Consider the following 19,587-nt stretch of genomic DNA (forward strand, 5'->3'; position numbering starts at 1 on the left):
AGGCCTGTGGCCGCGCCACACCCTTCAATCGAACATGAACAGCGCATCATTGCTGAACTGCGCTTCGAACCGATGCGCCGGCATTGGCCGCCCGAACAGGTAGCCCTGTACCTCGTCGCAACCATGCTCGCGCAGGAAGTCCAACTGCTCGTGGGTTTCCACGCCCTCGGCGATCACCGCCAGGTTCAGGCTGTGAGCCATGGCGATAATGGCGCGGGCGATCTGGGCATCCTGCTCGCCGGACGGCAGGCCGTCGACGAAGGTGCGGTCGATCTTCAGGACATCGATGGGGAACTGCTTGAGGTAGTTGAGCGACGAGTAACCAGTGCCGAAGTCGTCCACCGCAATGCTCAGGCCCAGGTTTTTCAGGCTGTCGAGGATGTGCATGGCTTCGTTGACTTCGCGCATCAGGATACTTTCCGTCAGCTCAAGCTCCAGGCATGCCGGCGGCAGGCCGGTGTCCTTCAGAATGGTGGCGATGCGGGTGCCCAGTTGGCCATCGGAAAATTGCCGCGCGGAGATGTTCACCGAGACTTTCGGCACGCGGACTTTGTTCTGGTGCCAGGTCTTGAGCTGGCGACATGCCTCGGCGATAACCCAATCGCCCACGTCTACTACCAGGCCCAACTCTTCCAGCACGGGGATAAAGTCCCCCGGCGGCACCAGCCCGCGACGCGGATGGCGCCAGCGCAGCAGCGCCTCGGCGCCGGTCAGGCGTTTGCCGTCGCCGCTGAATTGCGGCTGGTAATAGAGCACGAATTCGTTCTGGTCGAGGGCGTGGCGCAGGTCGCTTTCCAGTTCCAGGCGTTCAAGGGCGCTGGCGTTCATGTCGGCCTGGTAGAACTGGAAGTTGTTCTTGCCGCGCTCCTTCGCGTGGTACATCGCGGTGTCGGCGTTTTTCATGAGCTGGCTCAGCTCGTTACCATCCTGCGGGCTCAAGGCGATACCGATACTGGCGGTCACAAAGAACTCGCGGCCCTCCAGCACGAACGGCCTCACCAGGCTCGCTAGGATTTGCTCGGCCACATGAATGGCGCGGTTGAGCGCCATTTCACGGTTGACCCGCGGTTGCAGCAACAGGGTGAACTCGTCGCCGCCCATGCGCGCCACGGTGTCGTCTTCGGCGACGCAACCTAGCAGACGGGTCGCCATTTCCTTGAGCATGCGGTCGCCGGCGGCATGGCCCAGGGAGTCGTTGATCGGTTTGAAACGGTCCAGGTCAAGGAACATCAGCACCACCCACGACTTCTGCCGTTCGGCCGACTGCAACGCAGTGTGCAGGCGGTCCTGGAACAATGTGCGGTTGGGCAGGTGGGTCAGGGCGTCGTAATAGGCCAGGCGGTGGATGCGCTGCTCGCTTGCCTTGCGCTCGCTGATATCGCTGAAAAAACACACGTAGCTGGCCAAATCGCCTTCATCGTCGAACACGGCGGTGATACCCACCCAAGCCGGGTAATGCTCGCCGTTGCGGCGCTTGAGCCACACTTCGCCCTCCCAGGTGCTGTGCTGATGCAATTGCTTGAGCACATAGCGCAGGTGGGCTTCCTGCTGCTCGTCGACGGTGAGCATGTTGGGTAACTGGTCGAGCACATCCGCCACTTCATAACCGCTGACCCGGCTGAACGCTTCGTTGGCCTGCACGATATAGCCCGCCGGGTCGGTGATCAGGATCGCCGACGTGGAGTGTTCGAATACCGTGGCCGCCATGCGCAGGTCTTTTTCCGCGCGGCGTTGCTGGCTGATGTCCCGACCGACACCGAGGATGCCCTCGAACGTGCCGTGCTCGTCCCACACCAGCACCACCCGCAATTCGATCGGCACTTTACGACCGTCGGCGCGCAGGCAGTCGAACAGAAACAGTTGGGTCTGCACCTGATCGCGCAGCTTGCTCAAGGCCTCCTGGTCGCCCAGGGCGCGGCTGACCTGTTCCACCAGGCTGTAAATGCCGGCCAGTTGCTGCGGGTTGGCGATGATCGATTGCCAGCCGTTCTTGAACACCCAGTCCACGTCATAGCCCAACACCGCGTTGACCGAAGGGCTGATGTAATTAAGGGCCAAATTGCTGTCGGTGGAGCAGATCACGTCGCTGATGCTCTCGGCCAACATGCGGTAGCGCTGCTCGCTGTCGCGCAGAGATTCGCTGGCTTCGATCTGGTCGGTAATGTCCTTGGCCACCCCGATAATGCGGGTGACTTGAGAGGTTTTGTCCCGGGCCAGGGCCTGTTCACGGATATCGAAACGTCGCCACTGGTTGTTGCGATGGCGAAAGCGCAGTTGGCAGTGCAGTTGGGTGGCATAACCGGTCTGGCGTTGCTGCTGGCGCAAGTCGTGATAATGCTCGGCGTCTTCGGGATGCAGCAGGATTTCCCAAAAGTACTCACCCATTTGCTGCAGTTCGACGCGGTTATAGCCTAGGGTCTGGCCCAAGTGGTGGTTGCTGAAAATCATGCGCTGGCTGATCACGTCCTGTACATACAGGTGGTCCGGCACTGTGCGCACCACGTCCGACCAGAAACTTTCGCGCTCCACCAGGGACAGTTCGATCAGCTTGCGACTGGTGATATCGCTGATACTGAGGATCACCGCCTTGAAATCGTCCTGCTGCTCTGGCAAGCGCATCACCAGCCACAGGTATTGATCGTTGCCGGCCACATCGTTGAGCTGGATTTCCAGCTCTAACTGGTCCTGTTGGGTCAGGACCGCTTCGAGGATCTGGTAACCGATGGAGGTAACGTTGTTCGGGCAATCGCTGATCAAGCGTTCCCAGGCGTCTTCGCACGAACCCACGTTGAGCAGGCGTACCGCGACCTGGTTGACTTCGGTGATGCGCAGCTCATCGAGCAGTTGGCGATAGTCGTCCGGGTTGGCATGCCGCCAGGCGTTCAATTGTTCGCGGCTGCGCAGGTGTGCGCGCTCAAAGAACGTGTTGAGGCCGGATAGGTCAAGCACGCACAGGGCCACGCCGGTGCCTTCGAAAATGTCCTGGTAACGGCGGCGTCCCTCATGCACCTGGCGCTGACGACGGCGCATGTTAAACAGAACGATCACGGGGACCAGCGAGAAGGCCAGGCCCAGGAGGCATTTGCCGATGAACGCCGGTAGCAGTTCCTCAAGCACGGCGCTGCGGTCGAACAGGCCGCGCAGTTGCCAATCGCTTTTGCTCAGAGGCGTGACCAGTACACTTTTGTTCAATTCGTCCGGGGTCAGGGCGCTGGTCCATTGGGCCGGCATGCCGCTGTCACGGCTGATCACGCGGTGGTTGAGGCGGTTCTCGATGGCCCACGCCGGGCGCTGGCCCGGGTTGTCCTGGCGGGTGAGGTTGGTCAGGTACTCCGGTGCCAGCCGCAACGCCCAGTACACCCTGGAACCGCCGCTTGGCTGGTGCAGCAACAGATAGATGAGCGAACCGTCGTCGTTGTTGCTCAGGTAATAGGCTTGGCCGTGGCTGCGCTGTACCAGATCTTCGAGCCAGGCGGCGTCCTGGCTATCGGGCGCGCTGTCGCTGATCATCGCGCCGCTGGGGGCGAGCAGGGCCACGCTGCGTAATTCCGGCAAGGAGCGTTGCAAGGTCAGCATCAGTGCCTGTTGCTGTTCGCGGTCGCGCGGTGCTTCGACCATCGGCAGCAGGTTCAGGGCGATCTTGGCGCTCAGGGCCATGTTCAGGCTGATCTGTTCGGCCAGGTCGGCGCTGTAGTCGATGGTGTATTGCTGCTGGTTTTTCTGGTTTTGCTGCAGTTGATCCAGCAACTGCCAGAACAATAAAGCGAGCAGCAGCAAGACGAGCGTCGCCAGTGCGCCTTTAAGAGGACCGTGCAGGGGCGCTCCCGGCGCTAAATGAGCGGCGCGCAAAGGAGTTGGCGGCGTGACTTTGGACAAGCTGTAATCCTGCGGTTTGGCTGGACTGGCGCGCGACGTGCACTATAAGCCGGACGCCCGGAGGGCGGCTAGCATGCCTTGTGTTGTGGCAAAGTGCCAGTCCCGCCTGGCTGGACTGACCAAGCGCATTCAGGTAGCTTTGCCGGTTACGCGGGGGCGTTCCAGCCCCAGATATTCAGGCTTTTTCCGCTCGCTGGCATTGATGATAGTCAAAGGCCCGCGCGGCGCATGGCCTGGCACGGGCTTCGCCCGCTCAATTCATCAGTCACTGACGCTAGGTTCACCATGGCTCAATACGTCTTCACCATGCATCGGCTGGGCAAAGTTGTCCCTCCGAAGCGGGAAATCCTGAAAAACATTTCGTTGTCCTTCTTCCCCGGCGCCAAGATCGGCGTGCTCGGCCTCAACGGCTCGGGTAAATCCACCCTGTTGAAAATCATGGCTGGCGTCGACACCGAGTTCGAAGGCGAAGCACGCCCGATGCCCGAACTGAACATCGGCTATCTGCCGCAGGAGCCGCAGCTGGACCCGGCCAAGACCGTGCGTGAAGTGGTCGAAGAGGCCGTCAGCGTGATCAAGGACGCCCAGGCGCGCCTGGATGAAGTCTATGCCGCCTATGCCGAGCCGGACGCCGACTTCGACAAACTGGCCGCCGAACAGGCCAAGCTCGAAGCCATCCTGCAGGCCGGCGACGGTCACAACCTGGAGCGTCAGCTGGAAGTCGCCGCCGACGCGCTGCGCCTGCCGGCGTGGGATGCCAAAGTCGAACACCTGTCCGGTGGTGAAAAGCGTCGCGTGGCCTTGTGCCGTCTGCTGCTGTCGGCCCCCGACATGCTGCTGCTCGACGAACCGACCAACCACTTGGACGCCGATTCCGTCGCCTGGTTGGAGCATTTCCTCCACGATTTCCCGGGCACCGTGGTTGCGATTACGCACGACCGGTACTTCCTGGACAACGTGGCGGGTTGGATCCTCGAACTCGACCGTGGCGCCGGCATCCCTTACGAGGGCAACTACTCCGGTTGGCTGGAAGCCAAGTCCGAGCGTCTGGCCGCCGAATCCAAGCAGCAATCGGCTCACGAAAAGGCCATGAAGGAAGAACTGGAATGGGTGCGCAAAGGCGCCAAGGCCCGCCAGTCCAAATCCAAGGCGCGTCTGCAACGCTTTGAAGAGATGCAGTCGCAGGAATTCCAGAAGCGCAGCGAAACCAACGAGATCTACATCCCGGCCGGCCCGCGCCTGGGTGACAAGGTCATCGAATTCAAGAACGTCACTAAAGGCTATGGCGACCGCGTGCTGATCGACAACCTGTCGTTCTCCATGCCAAAAGGCGCGATCGTCGGCGTTATCGGCGGTAACGGTGCGGGTAAATCCACACTGTTCCGCATGCTGATGGGCAAGGAAACCCCGGATTCGGGCAGCATCGAAATCGGCGAAACCGTGCAACTGGCCTGTGTCGACCAGAGCCGTGACGACCTGGACGGCAGCAAGACGGTGTTCCAGCAGATTTCCGACGGTTCCGACCAGATCCGCATCGGCAACTATGAAATCCCGTCGCGCACCTACGTCGGCCGTTTCAACTTCAAGGGCGGCGACCAGCAGAAGTTCGTCAAGGACCTGTCCGGTGGTGAGCGCGGCCGCTTGCACCTGGCCCTGACCCTGAAAGAGGGCGGCAACGTCCTGCTGCTCGACGAACCGTCCAACGACCTCGACGTCGAAACCCTGCGTTCCCTGGAAGAAGCCCTGCTGGACTTCCCAGGCGCCGCCATTGTGATCTCTCACGATCGGTGGTTCCTTGACCGCGTCGCGACCCACATCCTGGCGTACGAAGATGACTCCCAAGCGGTGTTCTTCGAAGGCAACTACACCGAGTACGAAGCCGATCGCAAGAAGCGCCTGGGCGATGCCGCTGCCCAGCCACACCGTGTACGTCACAAAAAACTGGCCTGATCCCGGGCCGGTTAAAAAAACGGTGCCTTCGGGCACCGTTTTTTTTGCACATTCCCCTGACCCACACCGATCAAATGTGGGAGGTGGCTTGACCTCGATAGCAGTTCCCTCGACGGTGCACACACCCAGCCTGGCAATCCCCTTTAAAGTGCAGAAAACTCCCGTTTCCCAGGTTTATTTACATCCAATGCACCATTTAAATTCACAAAAGCGACATTTTGCCCTGTCGCGGTGCGACATGAATTGTTAAAGTCCGGCCCAATCTCATTTAAAAACAATCAATTTGCCGAGACTTTTCATGATCGAATCCGTCGAATCCTTCCTCGCTCGCCTAAAGAAACGTGACCCTGATCAGCCGGAATTTCACCAGGCCGTAGAAGAAGTCTTGCGCAGCCTGTGGCCGTTTCTCGAAGCCAATCCGCACTATCTGAATTCGGGCATTCTGGAGCGGATGTGCGAGCCCGAGCGTGCGATTACGTTCCGGGTGTCGTGGGTGGATGATCACGGCAAGGTCCAAGTCAATCGCGGGTTCCGCATTCAGATGAACAGCGCCATCGGCCCGTACAAGGGCGGGCTGCGTTTCCATCCGTCGGTGAACCTGGGGGTTTTGAAGTTTCTCGCTTTCGAGCAGACCTTCAAGAATTCCCTGACCTCGTTGCCCATGGGCGGCGGCAAAGGGGGGTCGGACTTCGATCCCAAGGGCAAGAGCGACGCCGAGGTGATGCGTTTCTGCCAGGCGTTTATGAGCGAGCTGTATCGGCATATCGGTGCGGACGTCGATGTGCCGGCCGGTGATATCGGCGTGGGTGCCCGGGAGATCGGCTTCCTGTTTGGTCAATACAAGCGCCTGAGCAACCAATTCACCTCGGTGCTGACCGGTAAGGGCATGACCTACGGCGGTAGCCTGATCCGTCCCGAAGCCACCGGTTTTGGCTGTGTGTACTTTGCCGAAGAAATGCTCAAGCGCGACGGCCAGCGCGTGGAGGGCAAGCGTGTCGCGGTATCCGGTTCCGGCAACGTGGCGCAATACGCGGCGCGCAAGGTCATGGACTTGGGCGGCAAGGTGATTTCCCTGTCTGACTCCGAAGGCACCCTGTACGCCGAAAGCGGTTTGACCGAGGAGCAATGGTCGGCGCTGCTGGAACTGAAAAACGTACAGCGCGGCCGTATCAGCGAACTGGCCGAGCGCTTTGGCCTGGAGTTCCGCAAAGGCCAAACGCCATGGGCGCTGGCCTGTGACATCGCGTTGCCCTGTGCGACCCAGAACGAACTGGACGCCGACGCCGCCCGCACCTTGCTGCGTAACGGCTGCCTCTGCGTGGCCGAAGGCGCCAATATGCCGACCACGCTGGAGGCTGTGGATATCTTTATCGAGGCGGGCATTCTGTTCGCACCGGGCAAAGCATCCAACGCCGGTGGCGTGGCGGTGAGCGGCCTGGAGATGTCGCAGAACGCCATGCGCTTGCTGTGGACCGCCGGGGAAGTGGACAGCAAGCTGCACGCCATCATGCAGTCGATCCACCATGCCTGCGTGCACTACGGCGAAGAAAACGGCCGGGTTAACTATGTCAAAGGCGCGAATATCGCCGGTTTCGTCAAAGTGGCCGACGCAATGCTGGCCCAAGGCATCGTCTAGGCCTCGGTGTCGATGCGCAGCACTTCGATCAACTGATCGCCGACGGGGCGCTTCCAGAGCACCTCGTCACCGACTCGCGCACCGAGCAACGCGCGGCCAAGGGGCGAGCCCCAGTTGATCAACCCTGCACTGGCGTCGGCCTGGTCTTCACCCACCAATTGGATGCGCTGCTGCTCATCCTGCTCGTTGGCAAAGGTGACCCAGCTACCGATCTGCACCTGATCGGTGGACGTGGCAGGCGCCACCACCTGGGCGCTTTGCACCCGCTGGTTGAAATAGCGCAAATCCCGCTCAAGGTCGGCTTGGCGCTGTTTATCGGCCTGCTCGCCCTTGGCGGATTCGGCGCCATGTTCCTGCTGCAACTGCGCGACTTTGGCGTGCAACTGCGCCAGACCTTGCGCGGTCAGGCGGTTGGGTTGCTCACTGACTTGACGCTCCACCGGCTGATCGGCCTGGGCGGCGGCGTTGTCTTCATTTACAAAAGCACGGCTCATGATGATCTCCCTCTATGGAGCTTGGGCCATGTTCGCTGTGCTTTAGTTTCGATGGATGTCTGAAAGCGACCTATTGCGAACGATAGGCCCGGGCCGCATCGCGATCCTTCTCCTGCTGCCACTCGCGTTCGCGCTCATCCCAATGGCGCTCTTTGTAATCGCGCAGTTCTTCGTTCTCCCGCATCGCCTTGCACTGACGAAAACCGTCCTCCCAGCCCTCGGCGTACTCCCGCTCTTGCAGATAGCGCGGCACATTCTTGCGAAACTCCCCACTGATCACCCCAGCCGCCTGGCGACCGCTGCTGCAGCCATCGTCAAAGCCATCGGCGAAGGCCGGTGGATAACCCTTGGCCAACAATTCCTGATGGGTCGTCTGGCAACCCGCCAACCCCATTACCGCCCACAACATGACCGCATACCGCCACATGGCGTACTCCCTGGCCGTTTTACGGCTGATAGGGAAAGTCTAGAAGGGGTTTCGTCGGACGGATGTGAAGGGGGTGTGAGAAATGTGTTGGCCTTAACGGTAGAGGCCAAATCTTTGCTCAGCCCGCTTTAGGGGTTAGGTCGCCTGCTGCGTGGTCAGCGCCGCGTGCTCAGCCAATTCCTGCTGGATAAACGCCGCAATCATGGCGCGATAAACCTGTTCGGTGACTTGCGGATTGGCGCCCGCCACCTCCGCCAGGTTGCGCACTTTGGCGATCACTTGTTCGACCCGCTGTGGGGCCTTGACGCCATCGGCATCTTTTTTGAAGTGGGCGGCCTGGGAGACGTAGCGGCCGCGTTCGGCCAGAAGAGTGACGATTTGTTGGTCGAGGCGGTCGATATTGTTTCGAACTTCTTCAAGGGTGGTGCAGGTAACGGCCATGTCGAGTGAACTCCTGATGGTGCGGGCAATGCTAACAAATGGGGGAGGGTGCTTGCCCCTTCCCGCATTTTTGATTTTCGCCAGGCGTTGGTCAGTAGTGGTACCACTTCACTTCAAGCATCACTTCATTGACCGGTGAGGATAGATGGCTGTATTCGCGCTGGGCGCTCAGGCGCAGGCCCAGGTTGCGGGACAGTTCCCACTGTTGGTTGAGGCTGAGGCTGCGCCGCACTTCGCCATTGGTGAAGAAATCGCCTTTGGCTTCCAGGCTCAGGTTGCCCAGCGGGTTTTTCCACAGTACGCCGGTGTTAAAGCCAGCGGCCGGGGAGATGGCTTCGTTGAAGTCGTTGTTGTGTTCCACACGCACGGTGCCGAGGGCGAAGCCGAGCATGTCGTCGCGCAGTTGCCAGGTGCTGCCGGCGCCGCCGTTGACATGGGCGACCAGGGTTTCGTCGTCGTGTTTGCCCGGTACGCGTTCCAGGCCGCCGGTGACTTGCCAGGACCAGGGCTGCAGCAACGCGTTGCGCGGGGTCAGGGAGCGGATGGTGGCCAGGTCCAGTTGTTGCAACTGCCAGTGGTTGCCTTCGTACTGGCGCAGTTTCATTTGCAGGATTTCGATCTGCGCGCCGAGGGGGAAGCCTTCAGCGTTGTCGTTGAGGTCGTGGTAAGCCATGCGCAGGCCGTATTCGCCGAAAGCCTTGTCGCCACGGGTGCCGATACCGGCTTGCCAGGTGCGGGATTCATGGCCGTCTTCCGGCAGGCCGGGCGGCTGGATCTTGAGGTCGGGCGCAGGGTTCTGGTTGATCGCGCGCAGCAGCTCGAAGCTGCGTTGGGAGCGGACGGTGTCGCGTTCCAGGCCATTGGCGCGGTAGCGGCCCAGGCGATAAGCCGCGTCGATAATCAGGGCCTGACGCTCGCGGGGCAGGGCCTTGAAGGCCGGCTCCTGCAATTGCTTCTGGTCGTCGCTGATCTTGAGCACCCATTGCTGCTCGTCGCCATCCAAGGGTTTGGCGCGTTCAAGCAATTCGCGCTCGCGGGACGGGCGATAGTCGATTTTCTCTACAAGACCCGCCTCTTTCACGGCTTTGACTGTATCGGTGGGGATGGCGGTCAGCGGGAATTGCTCGGTCAAACGCAGGCCGGGGCGGGCGACTTGCAGCAGTTCCAACAGGCGATAAGAGCAGTTTTCGTCGAAGAAAAAGTAATCGAACTGGATCTGCTTGAGTTCCCACACATGCTCGACCATGCGCTCGGTCTCGACCTGGGTAAGGTTGAGGCGGTATTCCCACAGGTCGCGGTTCTCCAGGCTACGGTACTCGGAGAGTTTTTCCTGGTAGGGCACCAGCGCGAACAGGCCGGGGTAGCCGCCCATCAGGCCCTTCCAGGCGTAGAGAATGCTGTTGTCCGAGCCTTCGATATACGCGCCGAAATTAATCGCGTAGCTAAGCAGTGCGGTGTTGTTGCTTTGCACGTCGGCCTGGTCGATACGCAACAACGTGTGGCCGAACATCGACGACGGACTGTTGAGGTAGGCCGCCGGGAAGATCATCACCGCACTGTGGGGGGCGACGTCCTTGAACCATTGCTTGAATTCGGCGCAGTCCACGGCGGGCAGGTCGGTCAGGTGCAACTGATCCTTGAGCCAGCGGGTACGTGCGGGGTAGACGCATTGGGCGTGTTTTTCACCCAGGCCGGCGGGCGCATAGAGTGCGTCGACGGTGGCCTTGAGTTCCGCGTCCGGATGGTGAGCACCATCGGCCGCCAGGAAAAATTTCTTATCGCTGACATAACTGCGCCAGCCTTTGAGCTTGCCGGCTTCGTAATGGCCCAGGGAAAGCCAGAACGGATCGTTGGCCAATTGCTGCAAACGTTGATCATCAAGGTGCGGGGCCGCATACAGCGGGGCGCAGGCGAAGAGTGCCAGGCAGGCAATTCGTTTGAGCATAAAGGCAACTTAAGTCGGAAATAGAAAGACCCAAAGGGGAGGCGGGCCCAAAAATAAAACCCGCGCCTGGAGAGGCGCGGGTCGGTCGAGCTTAAGCCTGGGTCGCGTATTTCGCCAGACGGGCATCGCTTTTCAGTACAGCGAGGGTGTTGTTGTGCACGTCGTCAGCAGTGACGTCAGCTTTGCTGAAGATTTGCTGGAAGTGCTCGTGAGTCACGGCAGCGAAGTGCTCGCGATCTTCGGGCGCAACACCCAGTACCACGGCGTAGGTGGTCAGTGCTTCGCCATTACCCTTGGCCATGTCTTCGGACAGCTCGTTCATCATGCCATTCATGGCAATCCAAGACTTGCCGCCGTAGGTCAGCGCGCTGTTGGTGCTGCAACCATTGGTGCCCGAGGTCATGCCGAAGGTGGCGTTACCCGAGGTGCCGTTAGTGGTGGAAGCCAGGAAGTGAGCCGGAGTGCCGCGCTGGCCTTCGAACAACATGTTGCCCCAACCGCAGTTCGGGCCACCTGGTGCTTCTGCCATTGCATTGAGGGAGACGACGGTGAAGAGAGTACCGAGAAGGATCCGTTTCATAGCTTTGTTCTCTTTGTGTGCAAACCAATGGACAAGGGTTCAGGCACTTCATAGCGCCCTAGGGATCGGTTATTAGTCCAACCCGCGCAGTTTGGAGTTTAGGCACGTTCGAAGGGTTCCGTGGGTTTTTATAAAACCGTTGGCGATTTGATGAAATATTTGCTGGCCGCCTCCCGCGTCTATGCTTTCCCAGAGACCCGCCTTGCCAGAGCGCGCAAGGGGGAGCCAGAATGCCGCTATCTGCCCCGCCTGATGTAAGGAAGCCCGATGCCTGATCCTGTTGCTGCCAGCTTGCGTCTAGCGCCCGATGCGCTGACTCGCCCTTTCTCCGCTGAACAGTTCAGCTTCTCGACCACCAATGATTTGGAGCCCTTTCGCGGTGTGCTTGGCCAGGAACGCGCGGTTGAAGCCTTGCAGTTCGGTGTGGCCATGCCACGCCCCGGTTACAACGTTTTTGTCATGGGCGAGCCGGGCACCGGTCGCTTTTCGTTCGTCAAACGCTACCTGAAGGCCGAAGGCAAGCGCCTGCAAACCCCGTCGGACTGGGTCTACGTCAATAACTTCGATGAGCCCCGCGAACCGCGCGCCCTTGAGTTGCCCGCCGGGGGAGGCGCAGCGTTCATTACCGATATCAACGCGCTGATCGACAACCTGGTGGCCACGTTCCCGGCCGTGTTCGAACACCCTACCTACCAGCAGCGCAAGAGCGCTATCGACCGCGCCTTCAACCAGCGTTACGACAAAGCGCTGGACGTGATCGAACGCCTGGCCCTGGAAAAAGACGTGGCGCTGTACCGCGACAGCTCCAATATCGCGTTCACGCCGATGCTCGACGGCAAGGCCCTGGACGAGGCCGAGTTCTCGCAGTTGCCGGAAGCCGACCGCGAGCGCTTTCACACCGATATTTCCGAGCTGGAAGAACGCCTCAACGAGGAGCTGGCCAGCCTGCCGCAGTGGAAACGCGAGTCGAATAACCAACTGCGTCAATTCAACGAAGAAACCATCACACTGGCCCTTCAGCCATTGCTGGCGCCGCTGTCGGAAAAGTACGCGGAAAACGCGGCCGTCTGCGGTTACCTGCAAGCCATGCAGGTGTACCTGCTCAAGACCGTGGTCGAGCAATTGGTGGATGATGCCAAGACCGACGCCCAGGCCCGCAAACTGCTGGAAGAGCAATACTGCCCGAGCCTGGTGGTGGGCCATCCGGTCAACGGCGGCGCACCGGTGGTGTTCGAACCGCACCCGACCTACGACAACCTGTTCGGGCGTATCGAATACAGCACCGATCAAGGCGCGCTCTACACCACCTATCGCCAACTGCGCGCAGGCGCGTTGCACCGCGCCAATGGCGGGTTTCTGATCCTTGAAGCGGAAAAAATGCTCAGCGAGCCGTTCGTGTGGGACGCCCTCAAACGGTCCCTGCAGTCGCGCAAGCTGAAAATGGAGTCGCCGCTGGGCGAACTGGGGCGTCTGGCCACCGTGACCCTCAACCCGCAGATGATCCCGCTGCAGGTCAAAGTCATCATTATCGGTTCGCGTCAGTTGTACTACGCGTTGCAGGACGCCGATCCGGACTTCCAGGAAATGTTCCGGGTGCTGGTGGACTTCGACGAAGACATCCCGATGGTCGACGAAAGCCTGGAGCAGTTCGCGCAGTTGCTCAAAACCCGCACCTCGGAAGAGGGCATGGCGCCGCTGACATCCGACGCCGTGGCGCGCCTGGCCACTTACAGCGCGCGGCTGGCGGAGCATCAGGGGCGTTTGTCGGCGCGTATTGGCGATCTGTTTCAATTGGTCAGCGAGGCGGATTTCATTCGTCACCTGGCGGGCGACGAGATGACCGACGCCGGCCATATCGAACGCGCACTCAAGGCTAAGGCCACGCGCACCGGGCGGGTGTCGGCGCGGATTCTCGACGATATGCTCGCCGGGGTGATCCTGATCGACACCGCCGGTGCGGCGGTCGGCAAGTGCAACGGCCTGACGGTGCTGGAAGTGGGCGACTCGGCGTTCGGCGTGCCGGCGCGGATTTCTGCCACGGTGTACCCCGGCGGCAGCGGGATTGTCGACATCGAGCGTGAGGTCAACCTCGGCCAGCCGATCCACTCCAAGGGCGTGATGATCCTCACCGGTTACCTGGGCAGCCGCTATGCCCAGGAATTCCCACTGGCGATTTCCGCCAGCATCGCTTTGGAACAGTCCTACGGGTACGTGGACGGTGACAGTGCGTCCCTCGGCGAAGCGTGCACGTTGATCTCGGCGCTGTCGAAAACCCCGCTCAAGCAGTGCTTTGCCATCACCGGCTCCATCAACCAGTTTGGTGAAGTGCAGGCGGTGGGTGGGGTTAACGAGAAGATCGAAGGTTTCTTCCGTCTCTGCGAAGCCCGTGGGCTGACCGGTGAGCAGGGGGCGATCATTCCCCAGGCCAACGTTGCCACACTGATGCTCGATGAAAAGGTGCTGCAGGCCGTGCGGGCTGGGCAGTTCCACATCTACGCGGTACGCCAGGCCGATGAAGCCTTGAGCCTGCTGGTGGGCGAGGACGCCGGTGAGCCGGATGCCGAGGGGCAATTCCCGGAAGGCACCGTCAACGCCCGGGTGGTCGAGCGTTTGCGCGCGATTGCAGAAATGATCAGTGAAGACGACCTCAAAGAAGCAGAGAAGGAACTGGCGCAACAGGCGCTGGCCGAGGCCAAACCCGCTTCATAACAGCCGATGTCACTGAATGCACCGATTTTTGTGGTGAGCGAGCCGGCCTCGCGCGGGGCAAGCCCGCTCACCACAGGGGTTGGTGTGTTGCCACAGAACCTGAGTTGACTGCCGCTTTTCTCAAACGAAATGGCGCTGAAAATCCAAGCCTCTACCCCGATCCTTGTGGTGAGCGAGCTTGTCTCGCGCGGGGCAAGCCCGCTCACCACAGGGGTTGGTGTGTTGCCACAGAACCTGAGTTGACTGCCGCTTCTCTCAAACGAAATGGCGCTGGAAATCCAAGCCTCTGCCCCTATCCCTGTGGTGAGCGAGCCGGCCTCGCGCGGGGCAAGCCCGCTCACCACAGGGGTTGGTGTGTTGCCACAGAACCTGAGTTGACTGCCGCTTCTCTCAAACGAAATGGCGCTAAAAAATCCAAGCCTCTGCCCCGATCCCTGTGGTGAGCGAGCTGGCCTCGCGCGGGGCAAGCCCGCTCACCACAGGGGTTGGGGTGTTGCCGCAGAACCTGAGTTGACTGCCGCTTTTCTCAAGCGAAATGGCGCTGGAAATCCAAGCCTGTGCCCCGATCCCTGTGGTGTGCGAGCTGGCCTCGCGCGGGGCAAGCCCGCTCACCACAGGGATTGGGGTGTTGCCACAGAACCTGAGTTGACTGCCGCTTTTCTCAAGCGAAATGGCGCTGGAAATCCAAGCCTCTGCCCCTATCCCTGTGGTGAGCGAGCTGGCCTCGCGCGGGGCAAGCCCGCTCACCACAGGGGTTGAGGTGTTGCAACAGAACGTGAGTTGACTGCCGCTTTTCTCAAGCGAAATGGCGCTGGAAATCCAAGCCTGTGCCCGATCCCTGTGGTGAGCGAGCTGGCCTCGCGCGGGGCAAGCCCGCTCACCACAGGGGTTGGTGTGTTGCCACAGAACCTGAGTTGACTGCCGCTTCTCTCAAACGAAATGGCGCTGGAAATCCAAGCCTCTGGCCCGATCCCTGTGGTGAGCGAGCTTGTCTCGCGCGGCGCCAGTTCGCTCGCCGCAAGGTTGGCAGAAATGACAATAATTTGACTGGTGACTACAGGGGCCTACACCGTTGGTCTCTACGGCCTTGGTTTGTCGTGTTTTTCTTCTATCCTGAGGATTAGGGATATCCACAGGAGTCGCTGGACAGCAACAGCCTCGCCCACGCGCAGGGGCTGAACACCGAACTACCGAGGGTCGCCGCCATGTCGCGCAACCTCTGTCTTACCCGCCAGTACTTCGGACTGGCTACCCGTATCGAATGCGCCATTCGCCCTCTCGCTGGAGATAACGGGCTGTGGACGGTGCTGTTTGCCGCCGGGATGACCGGCGAGCAGCCGTCCGCGGTGAAGTCCCAGGGCCCATTTCGCGGCCCCTTCGAGGCAGCCCATCTGCTGGAGTCGATCGTCGAAAACCTGACTCGGCAGGGCTACGAAATGGTCGAGGACCCGCCGATCTGGTGCCTGCACTTGCAGGCTCATCTTCGACTGCTCAACCGCAACCACGAGCAGCTCGCTCTGTAATCCGCTTATTTGCTCTCGGGCTTATCCAGTTTGACCTCAAAGCCGTATTGCACGGTATTCAGCTCGGTACGCTGGTAGCTTTCCAGCGCGCTCGGCTGGCCGTAGAAGTAATGCACGTCGAATAACGCCGTGCCGTATTCCGCGGCGCGATGGCTGACGGCGAGGATTTCCTTGAGATAGTGGCCGCTGGCGTCCTTGGCATAGAAACGCCAGCTGTCGGAGGGGAAGGCTTTCTGGTCGACAACCAGCGCGTTGTCCTTAACCGACAGGCCCTTAGGCAACGTGCCCACGTCGATCTGGTTTTTCTCGATGGTCGCCAGGAACAACGGGATCGAGCCCACCACATAAGCGGGGTTTTCCGGAAACAGCGTGAGGTCGTAGGTGAGGGTGCCGCGTGCCGGGTTCAGCTCAAAAGCCTCGGTGGGCAATTCAATCGGTTCGCCGCGCTCGCCTTTTTCATCGGCAGTAAAGAAGGTCACCGGCGACTCAGTGCTATTACGCTCGGCGCCCACCAGATCGTCATTGAACGTGAAGGGGTGGTCGAACACGATAGTCGCGGCGCTGGCGTCTTCGACGGACTGGCTGATGGTGACGCTGTTTTTCAGCTGGTCTTCGGTCAGTGTGGCGTCCTTGAGCCAATCGGCGGCGCTGTCGTCATACACGGTGACCGGCATGGGCAAGGCTTGCACGGTTTTTTCCAGGCTGTTTTTGTCGAAGCGAAGCACCGGCAGGTCGAGGTCCTTGCGGGTCACCGTGGCCTTGGAAAAATCCAGCACGTTGACTTGCACGGTGTCGATCAGCCCATTGAAGTACACCTTGGCGTAATGGGTGTTCTGCTGGTGTTCGAAGGCTTTTTGCTCATCGCTGAGCTGTTTTTCCAAGGCGTCGGACCAGACTTTTTGCTTTTGCATCTCGGCCAATTGTTTCTGGTAGAACGCTACCTGAGCCGCGCTTTCATTGATGGATCCCGAGCGAGTAAGGAATTGCCCGGTGCTGTCGCGCGCCTGTACCAGCAGCGGGTTGGGGGACTCATCGCCGACTTGGGGCGCCAGGGGCTGACTATTGGTCAGTTCGATTTCGGCGTAGTTCTTCTCCAGACGCAGCAGATTGACGCTGATCGCGCCTTCAGTGCGCGGGTGGCCTACGTCCTTGGTCGACAAGTCAAACGTCAGCACATTGCCCGGCGCGATCACCTCCACCGTGCCCTTGAGGCTCACCGGTTGCGGCTGGCTTTTGTTTTCGGTCTCGATGCCGTCGATGAACGGGTAGGTCACCGTCAGATCATCGGGGTTGGTCAGGTTGGAGCTGCTGGGGCTCAGTTGGATGCCCGGATCGGTTTCCGACCATTCCGGCTGGAACGGAATGACTTTGTGGTTGCTCAGGGTGACCGACTGCCATTCCAGGCCGTGGGGAAACGGGAATTGGTCGGGCAGGTTGAAATTGAATGGGAAGACCGGCTGCAGATCGGTCAGGTAATCGGAGTGGGAGGTCTTGCGCAGCACGAACAGGCCATTGATGTAGGTGTCCACCAACGCCTGGGGCGTGGGGTAGTGCTTGAGCAGGGCCAGGGAGTCTTCACCGTACTCGGGCTCGATGGGCTTGTTGGCGAGCTTGAGTTGCGCGCGCTCCAGCAACAGCAGCGAGCCGCCGAGGTCAGCGATGGCGTCGCGCAGTTTGGGATCTTGGATGCTGTCCAAGGATTGTTCGAATTGCGCGGTTTTCTCTTCGAGGGTGGCCTGTTTTTTTTCATCGCTGGGGGAGCAGCCGCCCGCCAGCAGCAATGCTGCGCACAGGCCGAAACCGGCCAAAGGGGATCGCACATCCATCATCTGAGTTTCTTCCTGTCCGACATCATCGAGCCGAGTTGATGGGCTCGACACTAGCAGAAAAATTCTCTTACAGAAGCCGCCCAGGTCAGTTTTCTCGCGGTTACAGCGCGCTGATGGCGGCTGGTATACTCGCCGCCATTTCTAACCACGCTGTGTGAGATCCAATGGAACGCTTTATCGAAAATGCGATGTACGCCTCGCGCTGGTTGCTGGCGCCGATCTACCTGGGGCTGTCCCTGGGCTTGCTGATCCTGGCGTTGAAATTCTTCCAGGAAATCATTCACGTCATTCCCAACATCTTCACCATGTTGGAAGCCGAAGTGATCCTGCTGCTGTTGTCGTTGATCGACATGGCCCTGGTCGGCGGCCTGTTGGTGATGGTGATGATTTCCGGCTACGAGAACTTCGTCTCGCAGTTGGACATCGACGACAACAAGGAAAAGCTCAACTGGCTGGGCACCATGGACTCTTCGTCGCTGAAGATGAAAGTGGCGGCCTCCATCGTAGCGATTTCCTCCATCCACTTGCTGCGCATTTTTATGGACGCCAAGAACGTCGATCCTCAGCACCTGATGTGGTACGTGATCATCCACATGACCTTCGTGGTCTCGGCATTCGCCATGGGTTACCTGGACAAACTCACCAAACACTAACCTGCCGCGCCGGCCCTACTGCTCGACGAAGTAGTAGGGCTGGCGATTGATCGCCATTTCCTTGATCACCTTGACCGGCGTGCTCAGGCCGTCGGTACGGTCCAGCAACGCAACGTTGCCAGGCCTGGCGGCGAGATAACTGTGCAGTTGCGCGTCTGTCTGCAAGATCTTCAAGTAGCTCTGCAAATAAAACACGCTGGCCCCGGCGATACGTTCGTTGGGTTGAAACAACACCACTTCCTTGCCTTCGGCTTGCAGTGCCTGAACCTGGCGGATCACCGGCACGAACGACTGACGCACATCGGCTTTGGGCGCAAACCAGAACGCGGCCGTCAGGTAACACGCCACCGCTAGCGTGAACACGCCGCCGACCAGACGCCTGTGGTACTTGTAGAGTGACGGCTTATGCGCCTTCAGCCACTCCAGGATGACCCGCCCATACTCGGCGGCCAGCACCGCGGCGGCGGGTGTCAGGGCCATCAGGTACACCGTGCGTTTGCTTGAGGCCAACGTCAGCAACGTGAACTGCGCCACCAGCCAAACGCTGAAAAATAACCGGTAACGATTACGTACCAGGCTTTTGCGGAAATGCCACAGCCCCAGGTACACGAGGATGTTCCACGGTAAAAACGCTTGCGGCAGCTTCAGCAGGTAGTAATAGAACGGCTCGTAATGCCCAGCCTCGACGAATTCGCCGCTGAAGCGTCCGACGCTATTGGTCCACAGCACTTCGCCCACGGCCTGCAGGCCGCCGCGTTGGAATAGGAATGTCAGCCAGATCAGCAATGGAATTAGGGCCAGCAGGGTAAACGCCGCCGGCTTGAGCCAGTCCCCGAGGCGCAGGCGTTTATCCATCAAGCTGGTGCTGACCAAGTACACAAAAATCACCACGCCGGGCATCGCCAGGCCTAGCACGCCTTTGCTCAACGTGGCGATCACCATCCCGGCGGTAAACAACGCCCAGGCGCCGGTTGCCGAACCTTGACGATCCGGCCGCACCGCCTGGTAGAACGCCAACAGGGCGGTGGTCACGCCCAGGCTGAGCAACGCATCTTCGCCGACACCCCGCACATTGCTCCAGTAACTGGCCATGGTCGCCAGGATCAATGCCGCGCTGAACGCCAGGGTTTGCGGGCGTCCGAACTTGCGCAGCATCCCGTACAGCAGCATCACGCTGAACAACCCAGCAAAGGCCGACGCCAGGCGCACCGCCCAGGTGGTGCCGCCGAGCACGCGAATCGCGCCGGCGTCCAGCCACAGGCTCAGGGGTGGTTTTTCCAGGAACGGCTCGCGAAACAACTGCGGCACCACCCAGTCGTTGTCCAGGTGCATCGCCATGGCGATCCCGGCGACGCGGGCTTCGGTGGAGCCTTGCAGTTCGTGGTTATCCAAAGCAAAGAAAAACAACAGGCCAGCAAGCAGGAGCAGCAGAGAGGCGGGGCGCGTCATGGGTTGTGGATACCGGGGCAGGGGGCCGCTCGGGGGAGCGGCTCGCAGTCGGTCAGTATAGGGAGGCGATTCTTA

Annotated in this window: 13 protein-coding genes; 5 read left to right on the forward strand and 8 right to left on the reverse strand. The window is 60.3% G+C overall.

The features are described 5' to 3' along the window. Nucleotides 1–24: 24 nt before the first annotated feature. Nucleotides 25–3,876, reverse strand: a complete 3,852-nt coding sequence (locus tag K1567_RS20320; RefSeq protein ID WP_169868433.1) for a bifunctional diguanylate cyclase/phosphodiesterase — start codon at nt 3,874–3,876, stop codon at nt 25–27. 285 nt (nt 3,877–4,161) lie between these two features. On the opposite strand from K1567_RS20320, the gene ettA reads away from it, so the two are divergent. Both ettA and gdhA read left to right on the forward strand, forming a co-directional pair. Beyond that, entirely contained in the window at nt 4,162–5,826 is a 1,665-nt protein-coding gene (gene ettA, locus K1567_RS20325) for an energy-dependent translational throttle protein EttA (protein WP_034100827.1), read from the forward strand. A 298-nt stretch (nt 5,827–6,124) separates the two neighbouring features. After that, nucleotides 6,125–7,462, forward strand: a complete 1,338-nt coding sequence (gene gdhA, locus K1567_RS20330; protein ID WP_184336920.1) for an NADP-specific glutamate dehydrogenase — start codon at nt 6,125–6,127, stop codon at nt 7,460–7,462. Here the strand turns inward: gdhA and K1567_RS20335 are convergent. The 5 genes from K1567_RS20335 to K1567_RS20355 form a co-directional block, all read right to left on the reverse strand. Then, on the reverse strand, nt 7,459–7,956 hold the full coding sequence (locus K1567_RS20335; RefSeq protein WP_040265482.1) for a GreA/GreB family elongation factor: 498 nt from the start codon (nt 7,954–7,956) through the stop codon (nt 7,459–7,461). The two genes, gdhA and K1567_RS20335, sit on opposite strands and share 4 nt — an antisense overlap. A gap of 70 nt (nt 7,957–8,026) precedes the next feature. Further along, entirely contained in the window at nt 8,027–8,383 is a 357-nt protein-coding gene (locus K1567_RS20340) for a hypothetical protein (RefSeq protein ID WP_034100821.1), read from the reverse strand. 135 nt (nt 8,384–8,518) lie between these two features. Continuing rightward, a complete protein-coding gene (locus tag K1567_RS20345; protein WP_034100819.1) occupies nt 8,519–8,824 on the reverse strand; it encodes a chorismate mutase in 306 nt (101 codons plus the stop codon). A 91-nt stretch (nt 8,825–8,915) separates the two neighbouring features. Next, nucleotides 8,916–10,769: a DUF4105 domain-containing protein gene (locus K1567_RS20350; RefSeq protein ID WP_220698805.1), complete on the reverse strand. Its 1,854-nt coding sequence runs from the start codon at nt 10,767–10,769 to the stop codon at nt 8,916–8,918. A gap of 91 nt (nt 10,770–10,860) precedes the next feature. Continuing rightward, nucleotides 10,861–11,349, reverse strand: coding sequence for a DUF3015 domain-containing protein (locus K1567_RS20355; protein WP_016973832.1), 489 nt, complete (start codon nt 11,347–11,349; stop codon nt 10,861–10,863). 267 nt (nt 11,350–11,616) lie between these two features. On the opposite strand from K1567_RS20355, the gene K1567_RS20360 reads away from it, so the two are divergent. Together K1567_RS20360 and K1567_RS20365 are read left to right on the forward strand one after the other, a co-directional pair. Further along, on the forward strand, nt 11,617–14,058 hold the full coding sequence (locus K1567_RS20360) for a Lon protease family protein (RefSeq protein ID WP_034115167.1): 2,442 nt from the start codon (nt 11,617–11,619) through the stop codon (nt 14,056–14,058). A 1,205-nt stretch (nt 14,059–15,263) separates the two neighbouring features. After that, nucleotides 15,264–15,581 (forward strand): hypothetical protein, encoded by a 318-nt coding sequence (locus tag K1567_RS20365; RefSeq protein WP_034100813.1) that lies wholly within the window; start codon nt 15,264–15,266, stop codon nt 15,579–15,581. Between the two features lie 5 nt (nt 15,582–15,586). On the opposite strand, the gene K1567_RS20370 is transcribed toward K1567_RS20365, so the two are convergent. Next, a complete protein-coding gene (locus tag K1567_RS20370; RefSeq protein ID WP_220698806.1) occupies nt 15,587–17,410 on the reverse strand; it encodes a hypothetical protein in 1,824 nt (607 codons plus the stop codon). 164 nt (nt 17,411–17,574) lie between these two features. On the opposite strand from K1567_RS20370, the gene K1567_RS20375 reads away from it, so the two are divergent. Next, the gene (locus tag K1567_RS20375; protein ID WP_034100811.1) at nt 17,575–18,063 is read left to right on the forward strand and encodes a TIGR00645 family protein; all 489 of its coding nucleotides are present in this window, start codon (nt 17,575–17,577) and stop codon (nt 18,061–18,063) included. Between the two features lie 15 nt (nt 18,064–18,078). On the opposite strand, the gene K1567_RS20380 is transcribed toward K1567_RS20375, so the two are convergent. Then, nucleotides 18,079–19,512, reverse strand: coding sequence for a glycosyltransferase family 39 protein (locus tag K1567_RS20380; protein WP_220698807.1), 1,434 nt, complete (start codon nt 19,510–19,512; stop codon nt 18,079–18,081). Nucleotides 19,513–19,587: the final 75 nt, after the last annotated feature.

Origin of the sequence: Pseudomonas sp. S5F11 (assembly GCF_019641515.1) — a bacterium.
Taxonomy (GTDB): Bacteria; Pseudomonadota; Gammaproteobacteria; order Pseudomonadales; family Pseudomonadaceae; genus Aquipseudomonas; species Aquipseudomonas rhodesiae.